The sequence below is a fragment of the Xanthomonas floridensis genome (assembly GCF_001642575.1).
In the GTDB taxonomy this organism is placed as follows: Bacteria; Pseudomonadota; Gammaproteobacteria; order Xanthomonadales; family Xanthomonadaceae; genus Xanthomonas; species Xanthomonas floridensis.
Window position 1 is genome coordinate 1 of the sequence record NZ_LXNG01000028.1, and the last position, 19857, is coordinate 19857.

The 19857-nt window shown below is 61.7% G+C and carries 4 protein-coding genes and 1 pseudogene; 2 read left to right on the top strand and 3 right to left on the bottom strand.

Annotation, left to right across the window (positions count from 1 at the left end; translation table 11 throughout):
• The coding region (locus tag A7D17_RS15855; RefSeq protein WP_153041903.1) for an IS3 family transposase at positions 1-233 on the top strand (233 nt) is incomplete at its 5' end.
• 23 nt (positions 234-256) lie between these two features.
• Here A7D17_RS15855 and A7D17_RS15860 read toward each other — a convergent pair.
• Positions 257-4441: pseudogene (locus A7D17_RS15860) on the bottom strand (hemagglutinin repeat-containing protein); the annotation flags it as partial.
• A 271-nt stretch (positions 4442-4712) separates the two neighbouring features.
• Between A7D17_RS15860 and A7D17_RS23080 the strand changes: the two are divergent.
• Entirely contained in the window at positions 4713-5057 is a 345-nt protein-coding gene (locus tag A7D17_RS23080) for a SymE family type I addiction module toxin (protein ID WP_082862063.1), read from the top strand.
• A 181-nt stretch (positions 5058-5238) separates the two neighbouring features.
• Here the strand turns inward: A7D17_RS23080 and A7D17_RS24215 are convergent, their stop codons facing one another.
• Together A7D17_RS24215 and A7D17_RS15870 are read right to left on the bottom strand one after the other, a co-directional pair.
• Positions 5239-5649 (bottom strand): hypothetical protein, encoded by a 411-nt coding sequence (locus tag A7D17_RS24215; RefSeq protein WP_153041975.1) that lies wholly within the window; start codon positions 5647-5649, stop codon positions 5239-5241.
• Positions 5646-19847, bottom strand: coding sequence for a two-partner secretion domain-containing protein (locus tag A7D17_RS15870; RefSeq protein ID WP_239692228.1), 14202 nt, complete (start codon positions 19845-19847; stop codon positions 5646-5648). The genes A7D17_RS24215 and A7D17_RS15870 overlap by 4 nt, the downstream gene beginning before the upstream one ends.
• Between the last annotated feature and the right edge of the window lie 10 nt (positions 19848-19857).

Genomic DNA, 19857 nt, shown 5'->3' on the forward strand with positions numbered 1-19857 from the left:
TGTGCAGCATGAGTCGGCGTGGCAACTGCCACGACAACGCACCCGTGGAGAGCTTCTTCGGCCTGCTCAAACGCGAGCGGATCAGGCGGCGGATCTACCCGACCAGGGACGCCGCACGCGCCGAGGTGTTCGATTATATCGAGATGTTCTACAACCCAAAACGCCGCCACGGTTCAACTGGCGACCTGTCGCCTGTAGAGTTCGAACGGCGCTACGCGCAACGAGGGTCTTGAGTGTCTACGGAACCCTGGGCGTATCAGACACCGTTGGAATCCTCCACTACAGCCACAGCCATCGTAATACGCCCTTTCGAATTATCTGGTATTTGGTTTAAAATTTCCTCAACTCTGTTTTTTACCAGTTTCGATGGGTCTTCATAAGCTTGTCCCACTGGAGTAATGGGTACTTCGCCTGCTACTTTGGACGGGATCTTACTGGTAGAAGCAAGAGCGTTATTGGTTGCAATCGCCCCGCCGATACCAAGGCCCAATGCTGTACCTGCCTCAGCCAAGTTCGCCTGTTCAGGAGTTAGCCCTACCGCCTGCCAAGCTTGGTTCTGCAAAGTTAGCGTGGGTCGACCAGCATAGAACTGGGTCAGTCCAGCAGCAGTATTGTCCGCAGTTTCAACGGCAGCAGCTCCACCTCCTACAGCACATCCGAGGCCGCCAGTGAAGCCACACCAAGCTCCGACTCCCATAGCCCCGATTGCTCCGAGAGTGCCTTTAGCCAACCCCTCCATACGGACGCCGAACTGAGTATCGACTGCCGCATCTTTAAAGGCGTCCTTCCAACCGTAATTGAATAGCCCGGTAGCAGCCAATTCTTGTGCTATCTGCTGTTGCTCATCAGCACTCATGCTTGACAAGATTGCTTGGTAGCGAGCGCCCAGTTGTTGCCCTGCTGGAGTTAGTTCAATGTCGCCTACCAGACCCTCTGCAAGCGTTTCCGGTTTTATTAATCCGCGTCCCAGAAGGCATTGTACTATCGCACATGCCACAGCCAGCGACTCTTCTTCGCTATATCCCTTGGCTACAAGAGACTCAATTACCTTTCTTTCATCAGAATGGAGTTGGCGGTTAAATTTATCAGCTGCAACTGTAATACCTACCCCCGTTGCACCACCCAAGGCCCCGCCTATAATCGCACTACCCGCCTCCATCAGGCTATTAAACGTCTCGCTATTGGGGTCAATATGTTGACTAACCAAATAATCAGCCATGACCCGTTTGGCTCTCTCAGATCCCGCAGCCGAGATGGCACCGCCAAGTGCGCTCTCCCCTCCCAGTGCAGCAACGGCCGCACCTGTCAGGCCATGTAACAAGACCTTGTTTACTCCTCCGTCACCCCAACTGCTTATTCGAGCTAATGCATCTGCTTCCGCAGCTTTGTCCCCGCTGGATCTTGCTGAAGCAAGGTCTAATGCCGCCCGCTCTTGCATGCTGCTCGCCAAGTCACCCGCTACCCGGAACCCAATTTCCCCCGCCAGCCCCATCAGCTCTTTCTGGTCTTCGATCTTCTTCTGATCGAAGATCTCCTTCAGCCCGGACTGCTGCAATTGGGTTGCACTGCGATCCAGACCAGCGAGCGCTGACGCATCTCCATTGCGGATCTGGATCGAGCCGGCGGCGATGTCGCTCTTGGTCGTGCTGCTCGAGCTATCGCTGGCGTTGCCCAGCATGCTCAGTCCGGCACCGATGGCAACGCTGGCCATGCTGCTGCCCGTGCCGCCGGCAACTGTTACGCCGCTGGTCTTGTACTCCGCCTTGTTCTGCAGGTCCTCGACCGTCAGGCTATCGGTGGACAGCCGATTGAGACTGGCATCGGCAGCACTGGCAATCGCACCGCCAACCAACTTCGTGTTACCGCCCACAGTGATGTCGAAGCCACCATTGCCGGCCTGGATGCCGCTCTGCTCGGTCACGCTGGTGTAACTGCTGTTGACCTTCTGCTGGCTGTAGCTGCCGCCGCTGCCCGAGCCGGTCGCCAAGGTCAGGCTGGCCTGCTGCTGCTTGCTCTTGTACTCATTGGTGTCCTGCTCGCTCTTGATCAGCAGGTCGCCGCCGACATTGGCCAGAACCTTGTTGCCGACGGCCTGTGCGCCCTGGATCGTGGTGTCGTTACCGCTGACCAGGGTCAAGGTGTCGTTGGCCGTGATCACGCTTTCGGTGCGTAGATCGCTATTGCCCTTGGCGCTGCCCTTGCCTGCGGACACCGACAGGTAATAGCCCGTGACCGCGCCGACACTGATACCGATCTCGCCACCGGCGTTCTTGTTCTCCGATTTGGTGGTGTTGGTTTCCTTGTTGCTCAGCAGGTTGAGATTGTTTGCAGCAGCCAGGGCCACGTTTTCACCGGCAATCTTGCTGCCGATGACATTGAGATCGCCACCGGTCGCGACGATGGTGATATCGCCGTTGCTGAGGATACGGCTACCGCCGGTGGTTTCCTCGTGCGTGTTCGTCTTGCTCGACGAACTGCTGGCGCCGATGCCGAGGCGCAAGCTCACACCCGCCGCATTGGCGGCACCTTGCGCGCCATCCGCAGCAGCGGCACCGGTCTTCGTCATGTTGCCGGCAACCGCTTGGCCGTCGTAGCCCTTTAGGCCATTGCTGACCAGTCCCGCCGTGTCGCTGACCGCATAACCCGCCTTGGCGGCGTAGAGCGCTTTCAGGCGATCGTCTTCGACCTCCGAGCCGCGCTTGACTGCGCCGTAGATCGCCTGCGCCGCGTCTACAGCCCCACCGGTCAATCCCAACGTAATACCCGCACTCTGCTGCTTGGAGGTCTGCACCGTGTCCACAGTGTTTTCCGCCGCAGCAATCGTGACTTCCTTACCCACGATGGTGGTGCTGGTGGCGCTCAGCACGTCGCTACCGGTGATGGCGACCTTGTTGCCGGCGGTCATTGTCACCGAGCCATCGGTACTGCCGACCAGGCTGCCGCTGTTGGTGACCTCGGTGACGTCCAGGCCGTCGGTCTTCTTGGTGACGCCCAAAGCGACGCTGAATCCACCACCGCCATACAGACCGGACTTCTTGACGGTCTTTTCGTGTTCCTCGCTGTGCGTGTTCTGCACCGTGTCCAGCGTGATGTTGTTGCCTGCGGCCAATACCACATCGCCGGTGCTGGCGACCTGCGCGCCTTGCGAGAGCAGATCGTTACCCGCAGCAATCTGCACCGTGTCGCCGCTGAGCGTGGTGGTGACCGCCACGTTGTCGTGCCACTCATCATGCGTGGTTGTGGTCTTGCTGGAGAACGTGCCCTTCTTCTTCTTGGTCATGTCCTGCACGGCGTCGTGCTGCTCGCTGGCGGCGAGCAGGTTGACGTCGTTGCCGGCGGCCAGGCTGATACCGCCTTCCTTGGTGGCGGCAGATGCGGCGGTGAGGGTGATGTCGTTGCCGGCCTGCATGGCCAGGTTGTCGCCGGCACTGAACTCGGTGCCGTGGACGCTTTCGTCGCTGGTCGCGGTGGTCTGCTTGAAGCGCTTGCGCGTTTCCAGCGTGTTGCTGGTGTCCACCGTGGTCAGCGTGCTGGCATTGATGTCGTTGCCGGCGCTGATGCCCAGACCCTTGCCGGCGTCCAGCTTGGCCGCGACCAGATTGACGTCGTTGCCGGCGCTGAGGATCAGGTTGCCGCCGGCCGTCAATGCCTGCTGGTCGATGGTTTGGGTCGTGGTTGTCGTGGTGACGCGGGTCTTGCCGTTGCGGCTCTTGTAGCTGTCGGTTTCGGTCTCGTTGAGGACAGATTCGACGTTGAGGTTGTTGCCTGCGGCAGCGATCAGATCGCCGCCGGCCTTGACGTCGGCCTGGCGGATGGTCAGGTCGTTGCCGGCGGTCAATTGCAGGCTGTCGCCGGTGCTGATGGTGGTACGGGTGGCGACCTTGCCGTCCAGACCGGTGGTCGGGGTCAGCGAGAGGTTGTTCCCCGCCTGCAGCGCGGCGCTGCCGCCGGCGGCGATGGTCACGCCGTGCAGTTGCAGGTCGTTGCCTGCAGAGACGACCAGGTCCTTGCCGGTGGTCACCGACATCGCATCGCCACCGCGCAGCAGGCCGTTATCGTTGCGCAACGCGCTTGGGGTAAGGCTGAGGTTGTTGCCTGCGATCAACGCCGCACTGCCATCGGCCTGCACGCGGGTACCGGTCAGCGTCATGTCGTTGCCGGCGAATAGTTGCAGGGTGTTACTGGCGCTGATGCCGGACAGGATGCCGACGCCGTTGATGGCCTTGGATGCTTCGCTGACCAGATTGTTGCCGGCTACCAGTGCAACGTCGCGTCCCTGGATCTGGCCCTGGTTGAGCAGGTCGTTACGGACTTCCAGCGATACAGCGCCAGTGCCGCTGATGCGGCCCTGGTTGAGCAGGTTGCCTGCGGTGATGCTGACGTCGGCGCCTGCGATGACGCCCTGGTTGCTCATGGAGTTGGTGGCGTTGAGCGCGAGGTTACGAAGCCATTGACATGGTTCCTGCGCGGTAGCAATCTCTTGCTCCAAGGAGCGTAGAAACTCCTCACGTAGCGGTACCCACCTCCGTCAAACCGGTGGGTTTTTTGTGCCTGCATCTTTGCTGGCGCAACCGACGCGATGCCTGCGTCGGGAGGGCGGCTAATACAACACCCTTTGGGGAAATACGCCCGCCGGCTACGTGCGGTTTCTAACCTCCCGACATCCCGTCGCTGATCGGCGACGGCGCCTGTTCGCAACGGAGGGCTTTGCCATGCGTCAACCGCCATCTCGCACACGCAAGCGCGTAAAGCGTCAATCACCCCGCGACGCGGTCCGGCGCATCAAAGAATCGCCGCGTACCCCGCTGCTCACCCCCGAAGAGGTTCAAGCCGCCAACGCCGCCGACCTGGTCAAACAACAGCGCGCAAAGCGTCGCCCGCGCCCGCCGCGGCAGCTGACCGTCGGTTATGGCTACTACTCCGCCAGCGATCAACGCATTCCTACAGTACGCTTGCGTGGTCGCTGGCTGGAAGAAATGGGCTTTGCCATCGGTAGCAAACTTCACATTCGCATACGCGATGGCGAGCTGATCGTGAGTGTTGCTCCTACGGATTGATCTGCTGCAGCGCAAGCGATATGGCACAGACGCACGTCCTCATTTCACGCACCGCGTCATACACGCCTCTAATCACCCATATTTCTCAGCTGGATCAGGCGCAATAGACATTGGCGCCAAACGGGCTAACCAGATCAATTTAAATTCACAATCAATTCCAAACCTGACACTTAGACATCAGTTATAGCTCGCAATAAATCGCCTCTATCGAGGCAACATTAGAATCCAATATTTCAGGAGCATAAACTCGAATGCCAGCCTCGGGAATACGAATCCCAACATCTCCAATTTCGTAACCAACACTCAATTTATCAAGAATTATTAATATATCGTTTAACTTTAGAGCAAACAAGTTGTAACCTTTAAAAAAAATTCCAGCAGCCGGGAATAATTCAACCCCTTTAATAATGTCATTTTTTGAATAGAAAACGTGCAATTTTAGATGCGGAAAATCATCTGTAGTGTTTTCTGAAAACGGCGATTTCTTAAATTCCTCGTAAATGCCACCCAAAATATAACGCACTTCAGCTCGCCGCATCCCAACATGCAACGGCCCAACAGCCCCCTTCTGGCAAACAAATTCTATTTTCATTTCTTCGGGATAAAATCTTTAGGGTCGAGAGTCTTAGTGTACTCCACCATCTGCTTAATCGCATCATCGTACTTGCTGCCGAACTTTGAGCGAATATCATCGATATCCATCTGCTGCGCCTCCATCAAGCGCCCCTGTTCTAACAGCTCCTTCTGCTTTGCACGGTAAGCAACAGCGTCATCTCCCGACCCATTACTTGCAGTTTTTCTGTGATCGTCAGGATCCATCTTAATTGCAGGACCTCTGCTACTGCTGATAGGAGCAGCTGTGTAACAATCCTTTGCGGGACAATGATGTGAATCCAATCCATCTCCTGCAGGCTTACTAGTTTGCCGATGTGGACCTCCGATACCATCTCCTGCCAATTGATACTCGACGTTGTCTAACTTTTTGCCAATTCCTAGCGAATTCTCAAGTAAGCTTCGTGCTCCCGTGCCAGCAGTGACAATACCGGCGACAGACATCATCGCATCGACACCCATCCCGGCCATCACGCTGCTTGCAGGTCTTACCGATTGAAGCTGCTGCTCGCCCTGGGCTCCTAGGCCATAAATCCCAATAAAGTTTCCAAACGGATCAACCAGATACTGCTGCTTCTTGTTCTGCAGGAACTCGCCTGGCGCAGAGTTTTCAAACAGCGTACTCGCAACGGTCTTGACCGGGCCGCCAGCAGCCGCCATCGCCACGTAAGCGAGCGCCAATGCTGTGTCTTGACCCAGCCAGTTGCTTGCCCTCTCTACGCCCCGGCCACCACTCTCGATGACCCCGCTGACAAGCTGACCGGCGTGCAGTAGCCCCCCGGATGATTTACCAAGCACCTCAACTGTTGGAAGCTTCTCGACACTTCCAACAGCAGCGAGAGGCTGCCCATCAGAACCGATGCTTTGGGCGCCTTCAACATAAACCTTGCCCAGCAGCCCCAGAACCGACTTTTGATCCACGATATCGAGCGAACCAAAGCTCTTGCCGAATTCCCTCTGGGCCGATGCTTCAACCAGCGCCATGCCCGCCATGTTGTTGGCGACGCCAGGCGTCGTAAGCGCGGCCGCAAGACTGGCCGGATCTGCACCATTCTTGATTGCCTCGTTGATCAGCGTACGCATGCCTTGCAGCAAGGCTTCATCACCCCCGGCCATCTCACGCAGAGCATCTGAGGCCAGCAGCTGTCGCTTTCCGTCACGGTAGTCGTAATAGCCATATTGCTGGGAGGTGCTGGCGGCGATGGCGCCCGACGTGGCATCCCCCATCAGACCGCCAGCGATCAGACCCAGGCCAATGCTGGCCAGGTTCATCGCTCCTTCGTGGGCAATACCATCGCTATCCAGGCCCTTATTGATGCTTGCTGCTAGCTTGGTCAGGAATCCTTCGTTCGCAGCCACACCAGCAGCAGCGCCTAGGGCACTGCCCCCGCCCAGACTCGCCTGGAATACGCCTGCCAGCACCTGCGTTGCCATCTTGGCGTTGCCGCCATCGGACCACTGCTTGAGGCTGGATTGAGCGGCGTCACGCCGCACCACTGCTGCCGCACGCTCTTCATCGGTTGTAGCAGCTTGATAATCCTCGGCTGCGGCCTTGAGCTCTTCTGTTGCCGCGTCACGCCGTGCAGCGATCACTTCTTTGGCAGTACGAAATCCGACTTCGCCTGCAACCTGGCTCAGCTCGACCTGTTCCTGCAACTTGTTCGTATCAATCGCCTTGACGCTATTGCCATCAAGCATCGAAGCACTACGTTCCAGGCCTTCCAGGGCACTGAAATCCTTATTGCGTATCTCAATAGCACCAGCAGCAATGTCACTGCGAGTAGTACTCGTTGCATTGCTATTGGCGCTGCCCAGAGCACTGAGTCCTGCACTTGCGGCGGATTGCGCTAATCCAGCACCACTGGTCCCCGCGCCCACACCGATGTTCGATACCTTTGCCTTTGCTTCGTTTTGAAGATCTTCTACTGTCAGGCTGTCCGTGGACAGGCGATTGAGTGTCGCATCCGCCGTACTTGCAATTGCGCCGCCAAAAAGGTGCGTATTGCCCCCAACAGTGATATCAAATCCACCCTTGCCTGCCTGAATGCCGCTTTGTTCATTGACACTGGTATAGCTGCTGTTGACCTTCTGCTGGCTGTAGTTCGCACTACTGCCGCTAAAGCCCCACACCAACGTCATACCCGCCTGCTGCTGCTTGCTCTTGTAGTCGCTTGTGTCTTGCTCACTTTGGATCAGCAAGTCACCGCCGACGTCGGCCAGCACTTTGTCGCCGACTGCTTGTGCGCCCTTGATCGTAGTGTCGTTGCCACTGACCAACGTCAACCTGTCGTTAGCGGTCACCACGCTTTCAGCGTGTACGTCACTATTTCCCTTGGCACTGCCTTTACCAGCATAGGCAGTGAGATACACGCCTGTCGTGGTACCAACGCTGACACCAATCTCGCCGCCGGCGTTCTTGTTCTCCGACTTGTTGGTGTTGGTCTCCAGGTTGCTCAGCAAGTTCAGGTCGTTCGCCGCAGACAGCGCGACATTTTCACCATTGATCTTGCTACCAATGACATTCAGATCGCCGCCCGTCGCTGCGATGGTGACGTTGCCGTCGCTTAGGATGCGGCTACCGCCAGTGGTTTCCTCATGTGTGGTCGTCTTGCTCGACGCACTACTAGCGCCAATACCGATGCGTAAACTCACGCCCCCCATACTGCTGCCAGCGGCCGCAGCCGCCTGATACTCGGCCACGCCATCGCTGACGGCGTAACCCGCCTTGGCGGCATAAAGTGCTTTTAGACGGTCGTCCTCCACCTCTGAGCCACGTTTGGTCGCGCTGTAGGCGGCTTCCGCTGCGGCAACCACGCCCCCGGTCAAACCTAACGTAATGCCTGCACTCTGCTGCTTAGAGGTCTGCACCGTATCGACGGTGTTCTCCGCTGCCGCAATCGTGACTTCCTTACCCACGATGGTGGTACTCGTGGCGCTCAGCACATCGCTGCCGGTGATGGCAACCTTGTTGCCGGCGGTCATCGTCACCGCGCCATCGGTGCTGCCGACCAAGCTTCCGCTGTTGGTAACCTCGGTGACATCCAGGCCGTCGGTCTTCTTGGTAACGCCCAATGCGACGCTGAATCCACCACCGCCATACAGACCGGACTTCTTGACGGTCTTTTCGTGTTCCTCGCTGTGCGTGTTCTGCACCGTGTCCAGCGTGAGGTTGTTGCCTGCGGCCAACACCACATCGCCGGTGCTGGCGACCTGCGCGCCTTGCGACAGCAAATCATTACCCGCCGCGATCTGCACCGTGTCGCCACTGAGCGTGGTGGTGACGGCCACGTTGTCGTGCCACTCATCATGCGTGGTGGTCGTCTTGCTGGAGAACGTGCCCTTCTTCTTCTTGGTCATGTCCTGCACGGCGTCGTGCTGCTCGCTGGCGGCGAGCAGGTTGACGTCGTTGCCGGCGGCCAGGGTGATGCCGCCTTCCTTGGTGGCGGCTGATGCGGCGGTGAGGGTGATGTCGTTACCCGCCTGCATCGCCAAGTTGCCGCCGGCGCTGAACTCGACCCCGTGGACGGTTTCGTCGCTTGTGCTGGTGGTTTGCTTGAAGCGCTTGCGCGTCTCGAGCGTATCGCTGGTGTCGACCGTGGTCAGCGTGCTCGCGTTGATGTCGTTGCCGGCGCTGATGCCTAAGCCCTTGCCAGCATCGAGTTTTGCCGCGACCAAATTGACGTCGTTGCCGGCGCTGAGGATCAGGTTGCCGCCGGCGGTGAGTGCCTGCTGATCGATGGTCTGGGTGGTCGTGGTGGTGGTGACGCGGGTCTTGCCGTTGCGGGTCTTGTAGCTGTTGGTTTCGGTCTCGTTGAGGACGGACTCGACGTTGAGGTTGTTGCCTGCTGCGGCAATCAGATCGCCGCCGGCCTTGACGTCGGCCTGGCGGATGGTCAGGTCGTTGCCGGCGGTCAATTGCAGACTGTCGCCGGTGCTGATATTGGTGCGGGTGGCAACCTTGCCATCCAGACCAGTGGTCGGGGTCAGCGAGAGGTTGTTGCCTGCCTGCAGTGCGGCACTACCGCCGGCCTTGATGGTGACGCCGTGCAGTTGCAGGTCGTTGCCTGCAGACATCACCAGATCCTTGGCGGTGGTCACCGACATCGCATCGCCACCGCGCAGCAGGCCGTTATCGTTGCGCAACGCGCTTGGGGTAAGGCTGAGGTTGTTGCCTGCGATCAACGCCGCACTGCCATCGGCCTGCACGCGGGTACCGGTCAGCGTCATGTCGTTGCCGGCGAATAGTTGCAGGGTGTTACTGGCGCTGATGCCGGACAGGATGCCGACGCCGTTGATGGCCTTGGATGCTTCGCTGACCAGATTGTTGCCGGCTACCAGTGCAACGTCGCGTCCCTGGATCTGGCCCTGGTTGAGCAGGTCGTTACGGACTTCCAGCGATACAGCGCCAGTGCCGCTGATGCGGCCCTGGTTGAGCAGGTTGCCTGCGGTGATGCTGACATCGGCGCCGGCGATGACGCCCTGGTTGCTCATGGAATTGATGGCGTTGAGCTCGACGTTGCCGCCGGCGATCAAGGCGCCGTTGCCACGCAGCTGCAGCGAGTTGGAGGCCAGATACACCACCGGCACCAGCACCTTCTGGCCCTGGTAGTCCTGCTCCACCATCCACACGATGTCCTGCGTCAGCGCGGCGGCCTGCGCGGCGGTGAGGCCCACGCCCATGCTCAGTTGCAGCTGACCTGCGGCGGCCACGCCCGACTCCAGCAAGGCGCGGTACTGCGCCACGCCGTCGGCGTAATTGCCCAGATAGCGGCGGCCGGTGAGCTGGGTGATCTGGTCCAGCACCAGGCGCTGCTCGTAGAAACCATCGCCCAGGCGGGTCTGGGTCCACTCCGGGTCTACGCCCAGCTTGTCCAGCAGGAAATCGCTGCTGATGAAGTTGTCGTAGTTGACGAAGCGTGGATCGGTCTCGATCAAGTAACGACGGCCGGGACCGTTGCTGCGCCAGGCGTTGATGCCGCCCAGGCCGGTTGCCGCGCGGCCCATGGCTGTGCGGTCGGTGGCCGTGCCATTGGACAGCCGATACAGCCCGCCGATGGGCAGATCGATCTGCGCCAGCGAGGTCTGGCCGCCGCCGACAATATTGGTCACCGGAATGGTGGCCGGATCGACGCGGGTACGGCTTTCGCCAACGCCGGCAACGACGCCGCTACCGGTTGCCGCAGCTTGCACGTTGGCCTGATCAACAGTGCTATGCACCAAGCCACTGTCATTGGACATGACCGGTGCGACCGACATCTTGACGATGCCGCCGGATGCCGCAAGCGACGCATCCTGCGTAGTCGCATCGACCTGCGCACCCGCGTTGCCGGCGGTGTTGCTCGCCACGCTGATGCTGGCCGCCCCCCCATTTGCCCGGCCGATGACGGCCTGACCACCGACATTTGCCGCGGTCTGCCGCGTGCGACCGCTCAATCCACCTTGTGCGCTGACGCCATTGAGCGAGGCGCCGCTGACGATGCGGCCATCGCTGCCGACGGCGCCGTTGCTGATGCTGGCCCCGTTGATGCTGACGCCTTGGCCGCCGGTCATGCTCGCGCCTAGGGCGATGTAGCTGCTGTCTACTGTGCCAGAGCCTACGACACGCTCATCTGTTTCCCAATAGCAGACAACGCTCTGACCAGGCCGCTGCATGCAGTCGTTATAGACTGCCCGAGCCGTATATTCGGTGTCTGTGTAATTGGCGACCTGCTTGAGCGCTAGGGCCTGATTGAGTACGTCATCACTACTGGCCAGCATTCCGTCCGACAGACCACCGACACCCCGCTGATTCACCAGTAGAGAACCCGCAGCAGCTATTGTCGACGTACTGTTTGTTACATAGCCCGACAAGCCGATATTACCGCCAGCCACAATACGGCCTTCGGCGCTGGCCGAAATCAACTGCTCGCGCTCACGGACATCGTAAGAACGGTAAACACCAGGGTCGTGTCCTGCATAGCGAACACCACCGGAACCAGAACTCCCCGGCCGTGGATCTCTTCGGATAACGTCTTCGGGCATGGCTGCGTTGGCAGCAGCGCGCTCTGAATCTGTCAAGGGCCCAGTTCTGGCATTAACTACCCGCCGCCGATTATTCAGCTGATTAGCCGCTATCAAAACACTTCCGTCAGCCTCGATACTGCCCGAAAGGTTATTCACCACGCCCGTGCGCGAGGTGAGCGTGCCACCACCATCCTGCGCACCACCAATGGCGATATTGCCCAAGCTGAAGATGCGGGCATCCCGGTTGAGCAGTTGATCGCGCACGATCAGGTTCATGTTGCCGGTGGAGCCCAGCAAGGCCGAGCCATAGGCAGCATTGCCCGTCGCACCGCCAAAGTCCGCGCCGTTGACCAGCGTGCCGGTATTCACCGACACATTGCCGCCGACAATGCTGCCGGTGTTGTAGATGCTGTTTGCCACCAGCGATAGCGCGCCATTGCCGGAAATACTCCCGGCGTTGTCGATGACGTTGCCGCCGTTGAGGCGGGTGTCGTTGGACAGGATGTTGGCGCCGGCGCGGTTGGCGATGCTGCTGGCGGTAATGTCCAGGCGACGTGCGGCCTTGAGCGTGGCTTCGTTGACCAGGTTGCCGCCAACACGCAGGTTGAAATCGCCATTGCTGGTGAGATCTGCACCTGCGCGATGCGTGTAGTCGCTACGCAAGGTAAGATCGAGCAGGTTTTGCGCCAGGATGCTGCCGCCGCCGTCGAAACCGACGGTGTCGATCACCACATCTCCCGCACCGCCGGTGACGCTGCCCGCGCCAATCTGGCCACCGGCGTTGCTCAGGCTCTGCAGGTTCAGGCGAATTGCCTGCTCGGCCTTGATCCTGCCGTTCTGGTTGTCGAGCGTGGCGCCTGCGCGCTGCAGCAGGAAGCTCGCGCCGGCATAGACGTTGCCGCCCTGGTTGTTCAAGCCATTGGTGTTGGCGATCAGGTCGCCGCCAGCGACCAGCTGGCCGCTGTTGTTGGCGATGCTGGCAGCATCGATCACCACGCTGCCGCGTCCACCAAGATTACCGCTGGTGTTGGTCAATGCGCCGCCGGTGGTGATGCGCGTCAGTCCACCGCCATTGTTGACGATGCTGCCCTGCGTATTGTCGATCCGTCCGCCAGACACGGCGAGCGTATTGCCGGCATCAAGCTGGCCGCCGCTGTTGAGCAGCGCGCCTGTCACCGCAACATTGAGATCGCGGCCGGCACTGAGTTTGCCGCTTTGGTGATTGTCCAACTGACCCCGCGCGGTGACGCTGAGGTCGCGACCCGCCTGCAGGCTGCCGCCGGAGCTTGCGATATTTTCCGCAGTGATCACCGCATCGGTACTGGCACCGATGATGCCACTGCCATTGTCCAGCCCACGGGTGAGCTCGACGCGCAGACTGCCGCCCGCACCACCGCTACTCACCGCCTGCAGCGTGCCACCGCTATTGCTGAGGCTATCGGCACGCAATGCCATCGCGCCGCCGCTGGCCTGCAGCAGCCCGCTACGGTTGTCGACAGCACCACCGCTTTGCACCGTCAAACCGCGTGCAGCGACCGAACCGCCGAGATTGTTGAGGCTGGCCGCAGTAAGCGTTGCATCACCAGCGGCAGCAACCGTGCCGCCCTGGTTGTTGATGCCGCTGCTGGCACCAATGGTCAGCGTCCCCTGCGAGACGATGCGACCGTCCACATTGCCCAATGCACCACGGCTGGTGACCGATGCAATGCCATTACCGGCATGTTCGATCCGTCCCTGCGCATTGTCGAGGCTTGCGGCAGTGATGGTCAGATCCTGCCCGTTGCTGGCCAAGGTTCCCGACGTGTTGTCGATTGCGCCAGCAATGCTGACGCGCGTCGCGCCGTTACCACTTTGAACGAGGCGACCGCCGGCATTGTTCAAACTGCCGCCATCGATGCTGAGCTGGCTGGCCTGCAGTTGTCCGCCAACGCCCGTGAGACGGCCGTTGTCGATGGTGCCGCCTGCCTGCACGGTGAGCGTGCCGCCAGCGAGCAGATCGCCGCCGCGGTGGTCGAGGCTACCGGCAGTAGTCAGCGCGACATTGCCGGTGGCACGCGTGCTGGCGCCGCCCAGCTGCAGCTGGGCGCCTTGCGCGAGCAGATTGCCGCCCGCCAACAACTTGCCTGATGCACTCAACTGGCGATCGGCGACCAGGCTCAACATACTGGCCGCCCCCAGATTGCCGTCACCGGCAATGCCTGCACCGACTGTACCGGCAATGGTGATCTCGCCCGCACGCAGGCTCAGATTTCCCGACGCGGTGGTTTGCCCGGCGTTTTCGATCCGCGCGCCCTGCAGCCCCACTGTCGCACCACTGACGACGCCCTGCTGACGCACCACGGCGTCGCTGGCCAGGGTGACCTGCTGGCCGCGCAGCTGACCTGCAACGGTGAGATCGCTTTTGGAGTGCAGGTCGAGCGTGTTGCCCGCACTCAGAGTGCCGCTCTGTGCCAGCGCACCATCGGCCTGCGCCGAGAAGCTGCCAGCCGATGCGAGGCTGCCGCCGAGCTCCAGGTTGCCGCGGCTGATCAAGGCGACATCGCCACGTTCGCTGCCCAGCTGGCCGCTGCTGCTGACTTGCGCCGCTTCCACGCGCAAGCCATTGCCGCCAATCAGGTCACCGCGATTGTCCACCGCTCCAGTGGCGAGCACACCCAAGCGTTGCAGACCATAGGCCCGACCGGTTTGACGCAGCGAACCGACACCCAGCGTGAGTTGATTGCCAGCGCGCACGGCGCCAGCATTGTCGAGCAGACCGCCGATGGAGAACGTAGCGTCGCCCTGCGCGAGCAACACGCCGTTTGTCGCATTACTTGCGCTGGCTGCCGTGACGTTCAAGCTCTGACCAGCGACGACTTGCGCTGCATTGGTCAAGGCACCGGTTGCGCTCAGCACCACGTTGCGATCGGCTTGCGCCACACCGGCAACCGCCAGGTCGCCGGTGCTGCGCAGATTCAGATCAGTGGCTGCATCGAGTGCGCCACGGCTATCGATCGCCGCGCCATCCAGGCTGATCGCGCCAGCACTTTGCAGCACTGCGGCTTGCCCTGTTGCAATACGCGCGCCGCGCAACGTGGCATTACCTGCAGACACCGCCTGTCCGTTGAAGGTGAGAGTCCGCTGTGCCTGCAGATCGAGTTGCGTTGCCGACTGCAGCGTGCCTGCCGTGGTGAGGTCGCGACCAGCCTGTAGCGCGATCGACTGCGCCTTGAGCGAACCGGCCTGCTGGAGATCGCCAACTGCCGTTGCCTGCAATGTGGTCGCTGCGGCGACAACGCCTTGCAGCGTCATGTCGCCTTGACTGATCAAGCTGACGTTGGCAGTTTCGCTCCCGAGCTGGCCGCTGCTGCGCAAGCTGCCCGCCTCCACCTGCAGCGTCTCTTTGGCAATGAGGTTGCCGCGGTTGTCCAGCGTGCCAGTGACCTTCGCGGTCAGTGCCTTGCCTGCAATTGCAGTGCCGCCCTGATCCATGCTGGCAGCGGTGATGCGCAGATCGCCGCCGCCCTGCACCTTGCCGGCGTTCTGCAGCGCGCCAGTAGTCAGCGTGACGCTGCCATCGGCCGCCAACACGCCGGCCGCCACGTTCGTGGTGTTGCCTGCCTGCACCGACAGATCACGGCCGGCAATCACCTGGCTCGCGTTGCTCAAGGTATCGGTTGCGCTCAGCACCACATCGCGATTGGCTTGCACCACGCCTGAGAGCGCAAGGGCTCCGGTACTGCGCAGGCTCAGGTCCGTGCCGGCATCGAGCGTGCCACGGCTGTCGATTGCCGCACCGTCCAGGCTGATCGCACCGACGCTTTTCAGCACGGCGTCGCGGCCGGTGGCGATGCTGTTACCGCGCAGGTTGGCGTCACTACCCGCCTGCGCCTGACCGTTCAACGTCAGGCTGCGCTGCGCCTGCAGATCCAACGCAGACGCGGACTGCAATGTCCCACCGGCAGTGAGATCGCGGCCGGACTGCAATGTCACGGCCTGCGCGTTGAGCGAGCCGGCCTGCAGCAGATCGGTACCAGCGGTGGCTTGCAGGGTGGTCGCCGCAGCCACCACACCTTGTAGATCGATCGCATTCTGGCTGGTCAGCGTCAGTGCGCCGTTGACCGAGCCGAGTTGCCCGCTGCTGACGATGCTGTCGGCAGCGATGCTCAGATCCTTGCCGGATACCAGCTGGCCCGCGTTCTCGAATACGCCTGTCGAAGCGATCGACACAGCGTCGCCGCTATAGACACGGCCGCGCTGCAGCAATGTTCCGGTGTTCAGTGCAAGGCCACGCTCGCCATGCAGGGTGCCATTGTTCTCCAACACGCCAGCGACATCGACGCGCAGGTCGCGTAGTGCGCCCAAGGTCGCAGTTGCTGCGTTGTTGGCACTGGCAGCTTGCACACGCAGATCGCGGGCTGCCACGACTTGAGCGCCATTGTTCAACGCGCCCGCAGCGGTCAGCGCAACATCGCGCCCGCCCTGGACCACGCCAGCCAGTGCAAGATCACCGGCGCTGCGCACGTTCAAATCGGTCGCCGCATCGAGCGAACCGCGGCTATCGATGGAGCCGCCATCCAGGGTGATGGCAGCACCGCTCTGCAGCACTGCTGCAGCGCCTGTCAGAACCGTTGCACCGGTGACGGTTGCCTCACCCGTACTCGATGCCTGTCCATTCAGGGCGAGCGTGCGCTGCGCCTGCAGATCCAACGTGGATGCCGATTGCAGAGTGCCGTTTGCAGTGAGGTCGCGCCCCGCCTGCAATGCGATCGACTGTGCCTTGAGCGAACCAGCCTGCTGCAAATCGCCTCCAGCAGTCGCACGCAATGCAGTGGCTGCTGCAACCACACCCTCTAGTTGCAGCGTGTCTCGGCTGTTCAACGTGACATCGGCCCGCTCGCTACCCAACTGCCCACTGCTACGCAGCGTGGCTGCATCGACCTGCAACGCATCCTTGGCGATCAGATTGCCACGATTGGCCAGAGTGCCTGCGATGGCGGTGCGCAACGCCTTGCCTGCAGACGCGCTGCCGCCCTGGTCCATATTTGCAGCGCTGACCTGCAGATCGCCACCGGCCTGCACGCGGCCTGCGTTGTTCAGCAGTGCCGTCGTGGTCAGGGCGATGTTGCCCTCGCCCGCCAGCACACCGTTCAAGGTGTTATCCAGGCTGCCTGCCTGCAACGCCAGATCGCGGCCTGCAAAGACCTGCGCCGCGTTACTGAGCGCGCCGGTGGTATTGAAAACAACGTCGCGGCCGCCTTGTGCCACACCCGCCAGCGTCAGATCGCCTTGGCTGCGGATGTGCAGATCGCTGCCCGCGTCCAGCTTGCCGCGGCTGTCGACGGCTGCGCCCTCCAGCGCGATCGCGCCAGCGCCTTGCAGCACCGCATCCTGGCGCGTCGTCAATGTGGCAGCACGCAGTGAAGCATCACCACCGGCCTGGCCCTGCCCAGCAAACGTCAGTGCGCGCTGTGCCTGCAGATCCAGCGTGGATGCCGATTGCAGATTGCCAGCGGCGCTGAGATCACGCCCGGCACGCAGTGCCAGCGATTGAGCCCTCAACGACCCTGCCTGCTGCAGATCGCCAGCGGCGCTGGCCTGCAGCGTGGTCGCAGCGGCAACCACGCCTTGCAGCGCGATATCGCCCTGGCTGCTCAGACGAACACCTGCCGCTTCGCTGCCGAGTTGACCGCTGCTGCGCACGCTACCGGCATCGATCTGTAGCGCGTTCCTGGCAATCACATTGCCAGCGTTGTCGAATGACCCGCTCACAGCTGCCGAAAGCGTGTTGCCCGAGCTGGCGCTGCCGCTTTGCGTGAACGCGCCTGCGGTCAGCTGCAGATCGCTCGCCGCATACAGGCTGCCGGCATTGTCCAATGTGCCGGCCGTGCGCACGCGCGCACCGGCATCCGACGAAAACGCGCCGCCTTGCGCATTGCGCAATGAGGCTGCCTCTACATCCAGCGCACCGGCTGCGACCACCTTCGCGCGGTTATCCAGTGCTGCGCCCGCCTGCAATGTGGCTGAGCCGGCGCTCTGCACGGTGCCGTCCAACGCGAGATCGGCAGCACTGGTGATGCGCAGGTCGCCACCTGCATCGATGACACCGCTGTGCTCGATCGCCGCGCCGCGCAGTTGCACCGCGCCGTCGCCGCGGAGCTGGCCACGCTGACGCAGCGCGCCGTTCGCCTGCAAATCGATCGTGCCTGTCGAACCCACCACGGCATCGCTGACGAGCTCACCGCCTGCGGCGATCACCAATCCACCGGCGGTGGTCTGCAAGGTGCCGGAGAGTGCGGTATCGCCGCCGCTACGAAGATTCACGCGACCGGCGTTGACGATATCCGAGACCTGCGCATCCGCTGCGGCGTCCAGGCCCAAGGCAGTACCTGCCACGGTGTTGCCGCTGAGCGCCAGACCGCCGCGGCTGCGCAGCAGCGTCTCCCCACGCTGGCTGCCGATATCGCCGCGACTGTCCAGCTGCGCTGCGTCAATAGTCAGCGCATTGCCTGCAACGAACATGCCGCTATTGACCAGACCACCGGCAACCGCCGCCTGCGCATCGCCTGCTGCAGACAAACTGCCTGACGTGGTGACAGTCGCTGCCTGGAGACGCAGATCGCGGCCGGCGTAGCCGCTACCGGCATTGTTCAAGGCGCCTGCGCTGCGCAACTCCAGATCGCCACCCGCAGACAGTGCGCCGCGCTGTGCGATGTCGATACTCGCCGCATTGAGCGCCACTGCATCCGCTGCAATCAGCTGGCCCTGCAGCTCCAGCCGACCGCCAGCTTGCACATCGGCACCCTGCCCGGCCTGCGCCAATCCACCCAGGCGCACGTCGCCGCTGCTGTTCACACGCAAGGCGGTGGCCGCGTCCAGGGTGCCCAGTGCATTGATCGCGTTTGCATTCAGCCCGATCGCGCCGCCGCTCTGCAGCGTGCCGGTCAGGCCAATCTGCCCCGCACGCAGGGTTGCAGCGGTTGCCGCATACGCCACCCCGTTGCTGCGCAATACACCATCGGCGCCCAGATCCAGCGCACCCGTGGTATGCAGGCTGCCATCGGCATTCAATTCCGAACCGAACAAACGGATGGCGCCGGCGCTGCTGCGGCCGCTATGGCTCAACGCGCCACTGGCTTGTGCATCCAATGTACCGGCGGCGATCAGATCGCCCGCCAGGGTCATGCGTGCACCGCGCAGACGCACATCGCCTTGCTGCGAGCCGAGCACGCCGCGCTGGTCGAGGTCACCGGCGGCACGCACATCCATTCCATCGCGCGCCACCGTTGTCCCGCTTAGACTCACCTGGCCCGCGCTGTCGATCTGCAGATCACCGCTCTGCGCGGCCAGGGTGCCGCGGCTGACCACGCCCACGCCGGCTTCGGTAGCGATCAGACGAATGCGGTCGGCATACATGCCGCCCAGCTGCGCGACGTCGATGCCGATCGACGGCGCGGCGCCATCGGTACCGGGCAGCACGTCGAGCAACATGCCGTCGTAGTTGACGCGTCCAGCGCCTGCGCTTGCGACCAGTTCCTTGGTCCAGATCGACCCATTGACGCTGAGCTGGCGCGACAGCAGATCCAGGCGGTCCACATTGAAGGCATCAAGACCATTGCTGCCGATGCTGAGCGCACCGCCGGTGATGGTGAACCCATTCAAGGCGCCATCGCCACCCAGGTTGGGCGTGCCGGTGGTCAGCGTGACGCGCGAGGTGTTGAGAAATCCGCAGCCATCGCAGGAAATGCCGTTGGGGTTGGCAATCACCAATTGCGCCTTGGCGCCGGCTATTTCGGTGTAACCCTGCAGGCGACTGGTGGCGGAAGTGACTTCGTTGAGGATCAACGATGCCGACCCACTGCGCTGCAGATTGTTGTTGCCGGCCACATAGCCGCCCAACTCGGTCTTTGAAATCTGCGCGCTGTTGTTGAGGATCAGTCCATTCGGGCCGACGTTGAAAGTGCTGTAGCGATTGTGCGAGATGCCGCGTGCGTTGGGGGCGACGATATCGACCACCGGCACACCGTTAGCCGCGACCTGCTGGCCGGGCGTCTGACCGCCGGGGTTGGCCGTCGGCGCAACCTGCGCCCACGCCGGGAACGATGTCCAGGTCACGGTGAAGCACAGCAGCAGCGCCAAGGCGCGCTTGCTTTGTTCGGCCACGCAACCACGCACGCTCATCGCTTCGGTGTCCATCGTTTCTCTC